A 12,422-nucleotide genomic window follows, 5' to 3' on the forward strand; every position below is an offset into this window, starting at 1 on the left:
TGCGGCGTGACCGTCCAGCCGATCCGCGTTGCGTGCACCCGCATCGACGACCCCGAACTGGCGGTCCGCGACCTGTTCGGCCAGCTCGATGTGCCGGCCCTGTCCGGCATCATCCTGTTCTGCTCCAGCCGCTATCCGCTCGGCGCGCTGTCGGCGGCGATCGCGATGCGATCGGACGGCGTCACGATCGTCGGCTGCACCTCGTCGGGGGAGATCACGCCCGACGGTCTGGACGAGGGAACGATCACCGCGATAGGCTTTCCCGCCGACGATTTCCGCTTGTCGGCCTATTGTTTCGAGGATCTCGACCGGTTCGATGCCGGCCACGCGCAGCAGGCGACCCGGTCACTGGTGGCGGAGGCCAACGCCGCGACGCGCGGCTTCGCCGGCCCCGCCAATCACGCCGCGATCTTTCTGGTCGACGGCCTGTCGCACCGCGAGGAGATGCTGACGCTGACGCTGCAGGATGCGCTGGGCGAGGTGCCGCTGATCGGCGGATCGTCGGGCGACGGACTGGACTTCAAGGAAACCTTCGTCCTCCACGATGGGCGGTTTCGCCGCGACGCCGCGATCGTGGCGATCCTGTCGACCTCGCGCCCGCTCAAGGTATTCCGCGCGCAGCATTACCGGCCCGGCGCGACCAAGATGGTCATCACCGCCGCCGATACCGCGTTGCGTATCGTTCGCGAGATCAACGCCGAACCCGCGGTCGAGGAATATGCCCGGCTCGTCGGGTCGCGCGTCGCCGACCTGTCGCCAACGGTATTCGCCTCGCATCCACCGATGGTGCGCGCCGGCGGCGAATATTACGTCCGCTCGATCCAGACCGCGAATCCCGACGGCAGCCTGACCTTCTACTGCGCGATCGACGAGGGCATCGTGCTGACGCTGGGCGAGGCGGACAATGTGATGGCGGGGCTCGAGACGCTGTTCGACGACCTCGACCTCGCGGTCGGCGGGGTCGAGCGCATCCTGGGGTTCGACTGCGTGCTGAATTCGGTGGAGGTCGAGCAGCGCCAGCTGCGGGGCCGCGTGTCGGAATTATTCTCCAGGCGGGGCGTCGTCGGCTTCAACACCTATGGCGAGCAATATCACGCGTTGCACGTCAACCAGACCTTCACCGGCCTGGCGATCGGGCGGTCGTCGTGATCGCCGGCGACCTCGACTGCGACCGCGACACGGCCACGCGACTGTCGGCGCTTGAGGCGAAGATCGCCAAGCTGACGCGCATCAACGCCTCGCTGATGAGCCGGGTCGAGCGGTCGACCGATCTGCAGGGCAATGCATTCTCGGTATTCGAGACCGCGATCGCGCTGGAGGGCAAGGTGCAGGAACGCACCGCCGACCTGGAGCGTGCGCTCGACGAGCTGGCGGCCAGCAACGCGGCGCTGGGCCACGCCCGTGACGGTGCCGACGCCGCCCGCCAGCGGTTGAGCGACGCGATCGAAACGCTGAACGAAGGGTTCGCGATCTTCGATGCCGACGACCGGCTGGTGCTGTGCAACCAGACCTACCTGTCGCTGTGGCCCGAGATCGCCGACCAGATCGTGCCCGGCGTCCGCTTCAGCGACATCGCGGGCAAGATCGGGGAGAGCCGCGCGTCGCTCGGCGCGATGGTCGCGCCCGATCGCTGGGTGTCCGAACGCGTCGCGCTGCATCAGGTGGCGGAGGGCGGGCACGTCATCGCGCTCGCCGACGGGCGCTGGATCCAGGTGAACGAGCGCCGGACGAGCGAAGGCGGTGTGGTCGGCATCTATACCGACATCACCGACATCAAGGCCGAGGACGCCCGCAACCGCGCGCGCGAACTCGCCGAACGCGCGCTGGTGCTGCAGGGTACGCTCGACGCGATGCCGCAGGGCGTGTGCCTGTTCGACCGCAACCGAATGCTGCTGGCGTGGAACGACCCTCTGCTCGCGTTCCTGAAGCTGACCCCGGCGGAGGCGCGGCGCGAGATCGCCAGCCACGCCGCGCTAGTCGACTGGTGCAGGCACGTTATGCCGCGCGCCGACGCGGTCGATACGCTCGGCTGGCTGGGCGAAGGCGAGACCGAGCACGTGGCGATCCGCAACCTGGCCGACGGCCGCGCGCTGGAAGTGCGGCGCCAGACGATGCCCGGCGGCGGCATGGTAATGGGGTTCGACGACGTGTCCGACCGCCTGCGCGCCGCCGAAGCACTGCGCGAGAGCAACGAGACGCTCGAACGCCGAGTCGACGAACGCACCGCCGAATTGCAGCAGCAGGTGTCCGAGCGGGTCGCCGCGGAGGCCGCGATGCGTGCCGCCAAGACCGCGGCCGAACAGGCCAATCTGTCCAAGACGCGGTTCCTGGCCGCGGCCAGCCACGACCTGCTCCAGCCGCTGAACGCCGCGCGACTGTTCGTCTCCGCGCTCCAGGAACGGCGCATCGTCGGGCCTGCACGCGACCTGGTCGGCCAGACCGCATCGGCGCTCGATTCGATCGAGAACCTGCTCGAGGCGCTGTTGGAAATCTCGAAGCTCGATGCCGGCGCGGTGACGCCCGAGATCATGGACGTGCCGCTGGGCGAGGTGTTCCACGCGCTCAGCGCCGAATATCAGATGCTGGCCGACCAGCTCGGACTGGTGCTGGACGTCGAGGCGACCGACATCTGGGTACGATCCGACCCGCGGCTGTTGCGCCGTATCCTGCAGAATTTTCTGTCGAACGCGTTGCGCTACACGGTCGCCGGGACCGTCACGATGTCGGCGCGCTGTGCCGGCGGCGCGGTCACGATCGCGGTCAGCGATACCGGTCCGGGCATCGACCCCGCGCACCACGCCGAAATATTCGACGAATTCCGCCGGCTCGGCGCTACTGCGACGCCCGGGATCGGGCTTGGGCTGGCGATCGTCCAGCGTGCGGCGCGGATGCTCGACCACCGCGTCGACGTGACCAGCGCCCTGGGCAGCGGCGCGACCTTCGCGGTCACCGCGCCACTCGCCGCATTCGGGATCCGCAGCGCGACGCCGCGCTGCGCGGCCAAGCGGCGCGGGATCGGCGCGCGCGCGATCCTGGTGATCGACAACGAACCGACCATTCTGGAGGGTATGGAGGCGCTGCTCGGCGGCTGGGGTTGCCGCGTGCTGACGGCGCTCAGCGGGGCCGGCGCACGCGCTTTTGCTGCGGACGAGACCGCCGCGATCGACCTGATCCTGATCGACTATCATCTGGGCGACGGCGCGCTCGGCGATGCCGAGGCGCTGGGGATGCGCCGTCACCTGGGACGCGACGTGCCCGTCGTCATCATCACCGCCGATCGTATGCCGGCCCTGCGCGACCAGTTGAGCGCGCGGGGGTTCCATGTGCTGCAGAAGCCGGTCAAGCCGGCCCAGCTGCGCGCGCTGATTACGAGCTTGACCAGCGGGTGACTCAAGTCCGCTCGCCCTGAGCGAAGTCGAAGGGCCTTGGCTGGCTCTCACTGTCTCACAAGTGCTTCGACTTCGCTCAGCACGAACGGGTGGGCAAGTCCGGAGACCGCGGGGTGGCTGGTGTGGTGGTTTGCTAACCGACCTACACCCGTTCGCCTCGAGTAGTCGTCGAGCTTGTCGAGACGACGTATCGAGAGGTTGGTGCCTCATGGAGGGTACTTCTCGATACGGGCTCTCGACAAGCTCGATCCCTACTCGAAGCGAACGGCTATACTCAGGTCAGGACCGCGGCGTCGTCGGCCCCGTAAAATGCACCTTGTTCGCCAGGATCACCGCCTGCGTCCGGCTATAGACGTTCAGCTTCGCCAGGATCGCCGACACATGCGCCTTCACCGTCGTCATCGACACGTCGAGGTCGTAGGCGATCTGCTTGTTGAGCTTGCCCGCCACCACCAGCCCCAGCACGACGGTCTGTTGCGGGGTCAGCGTTTCGATGCGGCGGGCGATGTCGTCGGTTTCGGAACCGGCGCCATCGGACAGGCGGAATTCGTCGGGCAGGAAGATGTCGCCGGCCAGAATCGACTGGATCGCGCCGACGATCGCGCTGCGCTTCAGCGATTTCGGGATGAAGCCGGCGGCACCATGCGCGATAGCCGCGGAGACCAGTCCGCTTTCGACCGCGCCCGACACGATCACGATCGGGACGGAGGGAAAACGTGCGCGGAGCATCGACAGGCCCGAGAATCCTTCGGCGTCGGGCATGTTCAGGTCGAGCAGGACGATGTCGAAATCGCCCTCGCGCTCGATGATGGCGACCGCTTCCGCGATCGAGGAGGCTTCGAACAGTTCGGTGCGGTCGAACGCGACGGCGATCACGGTGCGCAGGCCGTCCCGGACCAGCGGATGATCGTCGACGATCAGGACTCGTTCCACGCGTTCGCTCTCCCCCGACAGCGGGTGTAGCGCGGGATGGCCCGCAGGGTGAAGGGGTGCCGTTGCCGACACCCCTCCGCCCGCGATCACGACTTCGGCAGCTTGAACACCCAGAGCGCGCCGCCCTGGTTGATGTGCTGCACCGCCTTGGCGACCTCGCCGCCCCACAGCGGCACTGCGCCGCCCCAGCCGGACATGACCGCGACATATTGCTCGCCGCCGTCGGACCAGGTGACTGGCGACCCGACCACGCCCGACCCCGTGTTGAACTTCCACAGTTCCTTGCCGGTCTTGGCATCGAACGCCTTCAGATAGCCCTCCGGCGTGCCGGTGAAGACCAGGTTGCCGGCAGTGACGAGGACGCCGCCCCACAGCGGCGCCTTGTTCTTGTATTCCCAGGCGATCTTGCCGGTCTTGGGGTCCATCGCGCGCAGCACGCCGATATGGTCGTCATACAGCGGCTTGATGGTGAAGCCCGCGCCCAGATACGCCGCGCCCTTCTTGTAGGCGATCGGTTCGTTCCAGATGTCCATGCCCCATTCGTTGCTGGGGATGTAGAACATGTTGGTCTGCTGGCTGTAGGCCATCGGCATCCAGTTCTTGCCGCCCAGGAACGATGGCGCCGAGAATACCGTCGTCCCCTTTTCCGCGCTCGGCGGGCCGGGACGGTTGGCGGGGTCGTACATCGGCTTGCCCGACTTGTCGAAGCCGGTCGCCCACGTCGTCTTGCTGACGAACGGGTTGGCCGATACGAACTGGCCGTTGGTGCGGTCGAGCACGAAGAAATAGCCGTTGCGATCGGCCTTCGCGCCGAGTTTACGCCCGCCCATGTCGAACGGGATGAATTCGTTCACCCCGTCGAAGTCCCAGCCGTCGTGCGGGGTCGTCTGGTAATGCCATTTGATGACGCCGGTATCGGGATCGATCGCCAGCGTGGACGAGGTATAGAGGTTGTTGCCGGGGCGCAGGTGGCTGTTCCACGGCGCGGGATTGCCGGTGCCGATGAACACCAGGTTGGTGTCCGGATCATAGGTGCCGCCGAGCCACGTCGCGCCGCCGCCGTTCTTCCACTGGTCGCCCTGCCACGAGGCGTTCAGCTTGCCGGTCATCGTCGTCGGCTTGCCGTCGGCGCCCATGCCCATGTGGCCCTCGATCGTCGGGCGGGACCAGAGCAGCTCGCCGGTGTTGACGTCGCGGGCCTCGACCTTGCCAACGATGCCGAATTCGCCGCCCGAGTTGCCGTAGATCACCTTGCCCTTCACGATCATCGGCGCGGCGGTGAAGCTGTAGCCGGCGTCGTAGGCGGCGAGCGTCTTGTTCCAGATGACCTTGCCGGTCTTGCGGTTGAGCGCGACCATGTGCGCGTCGAGTGTGCCGAAGATGATCTTGTCGCCGAAGATCGCGGCGCCGCGATTGACGACGTCGCAGCACGGCATGATGCCGTCGGGCAGGCGGGCGTCATATTGCCACAGTTCCTCGCCGGTCTTCGCATCGAACGCGAACAGGCGGCTGTAGCTGCCGGTGACGTAGATGATGCCGTCGTACACGATCGGCTGCGATTCCTGGCCGCGCTGCTTCTCGCCGCCGAGGCTCGCCGAGAAGGCGGGGACCATGCGCCCGACGTTCGATGCGTTGATCGTGGTCAGCGGGCTGAAGCGCTGGCCCTTCGGACCCATGCCATACGTCAGGATGTCGCCCGGGGTGTTGGCGTCGTTCATCAGGTCGGCGTCGGTCGGGCCTGCGGCGGTGACGGCGGCAGGCGCGGCGGGAGCGGGGGCCGTGTTCTCCTCGGATGCCGCGAACAGCGGTGCCGTCGTCAGCAACGCCGCGCTGGCGAACAAGGCCGCGGTGCGGGTGATGCGCAATGTCATGATGTCCTCTCCCCTGGTTTTGGTCGCGGCCCGAACGGACTGACCGGATTATTTCACGAGAATAGTCCGAGAGTCGCCACGGCCAAATTGGACCTTCGATCAAGCCCGGCCGAGGCTCCCGCTCGTCAGACCGAAAGCGGCCCGTGCGGGGTGACGCCGTAGCGGCGCAGGATCGCATCGACCGTCCCGTCCTTGCGGAACGTCGCCATCATCTGGTCGAGCTGGTCGGCAAGGTCGCGGGCGTCGTCCTTCACCGCCACGCCGACGTCCCAGCCGGGGCTGGGGAGTGCGGGCAGCGGCCCCTTGCGCACCTTCATCCGCTCCGCGCCCGACGTCATCGCATGTTCGACCTGCGCGCGCGTCGCCAGCACGGCGTCGGCCTTGCCCTGCTTGACCGCATCGATCGCCGCGGCGCCGCTCATCAGGTGCGACACATCGCCGCGCAGCACGCCGCCGAAACTGCCCGACAGATAGAAATCGGGAATGCTGTCGAGCTCCGCGGCAAGCTTTCGGCCCTTCAACTGCGGCGGAGGCACCTCGCAATCGGTGTCGAGGCCGCACGCCATCAGGAACCCTTCGCGGTAATATGGCGCGCCGATCACCGCGCGGTCGTTCTCCTTGGCGAAGGCGCGATCGACCGGCACGTGCATCATCACGTCGTACACGTCGCCGCCGACCAGCGACCCGCGCCACACCATGTTGCGCAGGTCGTCGCCGACATCCTCGTCGGCCAGGAAATCGACGACGGTCAGCTTCAGGCCAAGCTGCAGCGCGATCGCGCCGGCCAGGTCGACGTCGATCCCGCTCAGCTTGCCGGTCGCGTCACGCCACGACCACGGCTCGAAGTCGCGGTACACCGCGACGCGCAAAATGCCCTCGGCCTTCAGCTTTTCGAAGCTGCGCGAGCGCGCGGGCAGGGGAAGACAGGCGAACGCGAGCGCCCCACCGAGCAGGCCGCGCCGCGTTGCCATCGTGTCGGTTGCCCTCATTCCTCGTGCTTGGTGTCGAGCCAGGTGCGGATCGCCCACCCGGCCTTCTGCCCCAGCGTGTCGCCCATCGCGGGCATATAGACCTTGCCGTCGCGAACCGAGCCATGCTGGTACCGCTGGATGAACCATTCATCGCCGGCCTCGCCCTTGTCGAGGTAGCGCAGATCGGGGGCGATCCCGCCCGAAATCGCCTCCAGCCCGTGGCAGCGTGCGCAGTTACCGCCGTAAGCGCTTTCGCCGATCTTGGCGGCGACCGCGGCGACCTTGGGATCGGCGCGATACGGGTTCACCTTGATCCAGGTGTCGTTGCCCGGCTTGATATCAGGGAGCGCAGTTGTGTTGACGGCCTGCGGGGTCACGTTGCCGTGCGCGCGCAGATTGGACGCGATCGACGCCCCCGCCAGCGCGATCGAGGCGGCGAGCACGCACCGCGATACAAGTCTCGACATCAGGCACACCCTCTCACAAGCCGGAACCCGGCGATCATCGAGCGAAACCCTAGAGCGCGGCGCGGACCGGCCTATTGAACTTTGGTATGACGGGCGGGGCCGCACGATTGGCGCTATCGTCACGGCATGCGCATCACCCTCGCCCTGCTGCTCGCCGCGGTCGCCACGCCGGCTGTCGCCGAAACCGTCTATGTCTCGAACGAGAAGGGCAATTCGATCACCGTCATCGATGCCGCCACGCTGAAGACGGTGGCGACGTGGCCGGTCGGCAAGCGCCCGCGCGGCATCATCCTGTCGCGCGACGGGAAGCAGCTGTACGTCTGCGCCAGCGACGAGAATGCGGTGCAGGTGATCGACCGCGCGACCGGTCGGGTGATCGCCGACCTGCCCTCCGGCGAGGATCCGGAGACGTTCGCGCTGTCGCCGGACGGGAAACTGCTGTTCGCCTCCAACGAGCGTGATGCGACCGTCACCGCGATCGACGTGGTTGGGCGCAAGGTCGCCTTCCAGGTTGTCGTCGGCGTCGAGCCGGAGGGCATGGCGGTCAGCCCCGACGGGCGCTTCGCGGTATCGACTGCGGAAACCGACAATGCGCTGCACTGGATCGACATCGCCGCGCAGAAGGAGGTCGGCGTGACCCCAGTCGACGACCGCCCGCGCCACGCCGAATTCACCAAGGATGGCAAGGCTTTGTGGGTCACCGCGGAAATCGGCGGCACCTTGCAGATCGTCGACCCCGCCACGCGCAAGGTCGTGGAGACGATCACCTTCGCGCCGCCGGGCGTGAACGCGGCGCAGATCCTGCCCGTGGGCGTGCGATTCACCCCCGACCAGAAGACCGCGCTCGTAGCGCTGGGGCGCGCCAATACGGTCGCGATCGTCGACGTCGCGACGCGCAAGGTGACCTCTTATGTCCCGGTCGGACGGCGCGTCTGGCACTTGGCCATTACGCCGGACGGCGCCCGCGCGTTCGCGGCCAATGGACTTTCGAACGACGTGTCGGTGATCGATATCGCCGCGGCGAAGGTGTTGGCGACTATTCCCGCCGGCATCGCCCCTTGGGGCGTCGCCATAGCTCCGTGAATCTGGCGCGCGGACCCCGGCCCTAAAGTCCAATTTCGTTTCACCCCCGCTTCCCCCAGCCTTTGGCCACGGCCGCGCATCGCGCTGGACCTGACCATAAGGGGAGGAAATCATGAAGCGATTTGGCAAGCTGCTCAGCGCCGCCGCCGCGAGCGCGCTGCTCTGCGCCACCGCGACGCCGGCCTATGCGCAGGATGCGACCGACGCGCTGCTGTTGAAGCTCAAGGAAAAGGGCATCCTGAGCGACGAGGAATATGAGGCGCTGCTGGCGCGCAAGGCGACCCAGGCGAACACGGTCGCCGCGACCAATTCCGCCGAGGCCCCGCAACAGGCCGCCGCCGAGCGGCTGGACGACAAGAAGCAGGTGCGGACGATGGATTCGGGCGTCGGCATCATGATCGGCGACGTGGCGTTCAAGGTGTCGGGATCGGTCAACGGCTTCTACGTCCACGACAACGGCGATGCGGCGACCGCGGCCAATACCGTGGCCGGGGGGCTGGCGACGGTCGACAACCAGACGTCGTCGGTGCGCAACGGCCTGCTGCCCGGCTTCATCAAGTTCGACGTGACGACCAACCAGGGCGGCTGGGACGTCGGCGCGCATTTCGGCCTGTACCCGGGGATCAACAGCGGGCTCGGCAATTCCGGCGCCAACGGCGCGGGCGCGCCGCAGGCGTTGCAGACGACCGGCATCGACGCTCGCCAGACCTATCTGACGTTCGGCAAACCCAATTTTGGTGAAGTGAAGATCGGTCGCGACATCGGCCTGTTCGGGTCGGATGCGATCTTGAACGACATCACGTTGCTGGCGGTCGGCACCGCATCTGGCAATGCCGCGCCGTCGAACACGTCGCTCGGTCGGATCGGCCTTGGGTATATCTACACTGACTTCCAGCCGCAGATCACCTATTCCAGCCCCAAGTTCGGCGGGCTCCAGTTCGCCGCGGGCATCTTCCAGCCACTGACCACGATCGGCCGCAGCGAAGTCAACGGATCGCCCGGTTTCCAGGCGAAGATCACCTACGACATGGTGCCGGTGGACGGCGGTTTTGGCGCGCATGCGTGGGTCAGCGGGCTCGTCCAGAAGCATGACGCGGTCGGTGCGCTGCCCGAGTACACGGGGCGGGCGATCGATTTCGGCGCGAAGCTCAGCTACGCCAACTTCGGCCTGACCGGCTATTACTACACCGGCACCGGCGTCGGCACGATCGGCCTGTTCCTGCTGTCGACCGACGCATTGGGCCGCAAGCGCGACAGCGATGGCTTCTACGTCCAGGGGACCGCCGGGTTCGGAAAGTTCACCGCGGGCGCCAGCTATGGCAAGTCGAACCTCGACCGCGCCAATGGCGAGGCGGTGTCGAACCTGGTGCGCAGCAACGAAAGCTATGTCGGCCAGCTGCGGTACGGCCTGACCAGCTGGGTCACGCTGATCGGCGAATATACCCACACCAAGTCGAAGGCGCACAACGGCAACGACGCGGATTCGGATGCGATCGCCGCCGGCGCCATCCTGTTCTTCTGATCCCCCACCTTGCGGTCGCGCGTCCCTGCGATGCGCGACCGTTTCCTTGAAAGGCACATGTGATGACAGGCGCGGTCTATCCCGTTCCGCCCGAGGTCGCGGCACGGGCGCGCATCGACCGCGCCGAATACGACCACCGCGTCGCCAGCGCCGCCGCAAATCCCGAAAGCTACTGGATGGCGGAGGGGCAGTGCCTCGACTGGATCACGCCGTACACCCGCGCGAAGGCGACGTCGTTCGACGAGGGCGATTTCGGCATCCGCTGGTTCGCCGACGGAACGCTGAACGTGTCGGCCAATTGCCTGGACCGCCACCTCGCGACGCGCGGCGATCAGGTCGCGATCCTGTGGGAGGGCGACGAGCCGGGTGAGACGCGCCGCATCACCTACCGCGAGTTGCACGCCGAGGTCTGCCGTTTCGCCAACGTCCTGAAAGGCCGCGGCGTGCGGCGCGGCGACAGGGTCGCGCTGTACCTGCCGATGATCGTCGAGGCGGCGGTGGCGATGCTCGCCTGTACCCGCATCGGCGCGATCCACACGATCGTGTTCGGCGGCTTTTCCCCTGACAGCCTGGCCGACCGGCTGCGCGACTGCGACGTGCGGCTGGTGGTTACCGCCGACGAGGGGTGCCGCGGGGGCAAGCGCGTGCCGCTGAAGGCCAATGTCGACCGCGCAGTCGCCAATTGCCCAGGTGTCTCGGATGTCATCGTCGTCCGCCGCACCGGCGGAGCGGTGACGATGGTCGAGGGGCGCGACCGGTGGTGGGATGTCGAGATGGCCACCGCCGCACCCGATTGCGCACCCGAGGCGATGGGCGCCGAAGACCCGCTGTTTATCCTCTACACCAGCGGCTCGACCGGCAAGCCCAAGGGCGTCGTCCACACCACCGGCGGCTATCTGGTGTGGGTGACGACGACGTTCCGCGACGTGTTCGATCACCGCGACGGCGACATATTCTGGTGTACCGCCGATGTCGGCTGGGTCACCGGGCACAGCTATGTCGTCTATGGCCCGCTGGCCAATGGCGCGACGACTGTCATGTTTGACGGCGTGCCCAATTATCCAGATCACGGGCGCTTCTGGAAGACGATCGACCTGCTGGGTGTGACGATCTTCTACACCGCGCCAACCGCGATCCGTGCGCTGATGCGCGAGGGCGAGGATTGGGTGACGGCGTCGTCACGCGCGTCGCTCCGGCTGCTCGGCAGCGTCGGCGAGCCGATCAATCCCGAAGCATGGGAATGGTATCACCGCGTCGTGGGCGACCGGCGCTGCCCGATCGTCGATACCTGGTGGCAGACCGAGACCGGGGGGATGCTGATCGCACCGCTGCCCGGTGCGACCGACCTGAAACCGGGCAGCGCGACGAAGCCGCTACCGGGCGTGCTGCCCGAGATCGTCGATGCCGAGGGGCAGGTGCTCAGCGGTGCGTGCGAAGGCAATCTGGTGATCGCGGACAGCTGGCCGGGGCAGATGCGGACGTTGTGGGGCGACCACGACCGCTTCTTCCAGACCTATTTTACGACCTATCCGGGCAAATATTTTACCGGAGACGGGTGCCGCCGCGACGAGGACGGCTATTACTGGATCACCGGCCGGGTCGACGACGTCATCAACGTTAGCGGCCACAGAATGGGTACCGCCGAGGTCGAAAGCGCGCTGGTCCTCCACCCCAAGGTCGCCGAAGCCGCAGTCGTCGGCATGCCGCACGACGTGAAGGGCCAGGGCATCTACGCCTATGTCACACTGAACGCCGGAGAGGCGGCGTCGGATGAATTGCGCCAGACCTTGCGAGCGTGGGTCCGCACCGAAATCGGTCCGATCGCCACGCCTGACGCCATCCAGTTCGCCCCCGGCCTGCCCAAGACCCGCTCGGGCAAGATCATGCGCCGCATCCTGCGCAAGATCGCCGAGGGCGACACGTCGTCGCTGGGCGACATCAGCACGCTCGCCGATCCGTCGGTAGTGGAATCGCTGGTCGCCGAGCGGCAGTGAATGCCAGCTGTCCCCTCTAGCGGTGCCTCACCAGCGGCACCGGGGTGGCTGCGTCGACAACCGCGTGCCTGAAGCGTCCACGCCAAGATCCGCAAACACTTCGATCTTGTCGATAATCAAACCTGCAAGACAGGCCGTCTGGCTGGATGGTGCCAGATTACGCGCCGAGGCGTCGAGGCCAGGTCATCGCTG

Annotated in this window: 9 protein-coding genes; 5 read left to right on the top strand and 4 right to left on the bottom strand. The window is 67.0% G+C overall.

Features of this window, described 5'->3' with window-relative positions; genetic code table 11:
* Nucleotides 1–6: 6 nt before the first annotated feature.
* A complete protein-coding gene (locus M9980_RS03725) occupies nucleotides 7–1,149 on the top strand; it encodes an FIST N-terminal domain-containing protein (RefSeq protein ID WP_250753465.1) in 1,143 nt (380 codons plus the stop codon).
* On the top strand, nucleotides 1,146–3,389 hold the full coding sequence (locus tag M9980_RS03730) for a hybrid sensor histidine kinase/response regulator (protein WP_250753466.1): 2,244 nt from the start codon (nucleotides 1,146–1,148) through the stop codon (nucleotides 3,387–3,389). The genes M9980_RS03725 and M9980_RS03730 overlap by 4 nt, the downstream gene beginning before the upstream one ends.
* A gap of 279 nt (nucleotides 3,390–3,668) precedes the next feature.
* Here M9980_RS03730 and M9980_RS03735 read toward each other — a convergent pair whose 3' ends face one another.
* The 4 genes from M9980_RS03735 to pedF form a co-directional block, all read right to left on the bottom strand.
* On the bottom strand, nucleotides 3,669–4,322 hold the full coding sequence (locus M9980_RS03735; protein ID WP_250753467.1) for a response regulator: 654 nt from the start codon (nucleotides 4,320–4,322) through the stop codon (nucleotides 3,669–3,671).
* Between the two features lie 86 nt (nucleotides 4,323–4,408).
* Nucleotides 4,409–6,193, bottom strand: a complete 1,785-nt coding sequence (locus M9980_RS03740; protein ID WP_250753468.1) for a methanol/ethanol family PQQ-dependent dehydrogenase — start codon at nucleotides 6,191–6,193, stop codon at nucleotides 4,409–4,411.
* 125 nt (nucleotides 6,194–6,318) lie between these two features.
* Nucleotides 6,319–7,164, bottom strand: a complete 846-nt coding sequence (locus tag M9980_RS03745) for a substrate-binding periplasmic protein (RefSeq protein ID WP_250753469.1) — start codon at nucleotides 7,162–7,164, stop codon at nucleotides 6,319–6,321.
* A gap of 14 nt (nucleotides 7,165–7,178) precedes the next feature.
* Nucleotides 7,179–7,631 carry a cytochrome c-550 PedF gene (gene pedF, locus M9980_RS03750; protein WP_250753471.1) on the bottom strand — a complete coding sequence of 151 codons (453 nt, stop codon included), beginning with the start codon at nucleotides 7,629–7,631 and terminating at the stop codon, nucleotides 7,179–7,181.
* 126 nt (nucleotides 7,632–7,757) lie between these two features.
* On the opposite strand from pedF, the gene M9980_RS03755 reads away from it, so the two are divergent.
* The 3 genes from M9980_RS03755 to acs all read left to right on the top strand — a co-directional run bounded on the left by M9980_RS03755 (nucleotide 7,758) and on the right by acs (nucleotide 12,230).
* On the top strand, nucleotides 7,758–8,714 hold the full coding sequence (locus tag M9980_RS03755; protein ID WP_250753473.1) for a PQQ-dependent catabolism-associated beta-propeller protein: 957 nt from the start codon (nucleotides 7,758–7,760) through the stop codon (nucleotides 8,712–8,714).
* 112 nt (nucleotides 8,715–8,826) lie between these two features.
* The gene (locus tag M9980_RS03760) at nucleotides 8,827–10,236 is read left to right on the top strand and encodes a porin (protein ID WP_250753475.1); all 1,410 of its coding nucleotides are present in this window, start codon (nucleotides 8,827–8,829) and stop codon (nucleotides 10,234–10,236) included.
* Nucleotides 10,237–10,298: 62 nt separating this feature from the next.
* Nucleotides 10,299–12,230: an acetate--CoA ligase gene (gene acs, locus M9980_RS03765; protein ID WP_250753477.1), complete on the top strand. Its 1,932-nt coding sequence runs from the start codon at nucleotides 10,299–10,301 to the stop codon at nucleotides 12,228–12,230.
* Nucleotides 12,231–12,422: the final 192 nt, after the last annotated feature.

Source organism: Sphingomonas donggukensis (assembly GCF_023674425.1).
GTDB lineage: Bacteria > Pseudomonadota > Alphaproteobacteria > Sphingomonadales > Sphingomonadaceae > Sphingomonas > Sphingomonas donggukensis.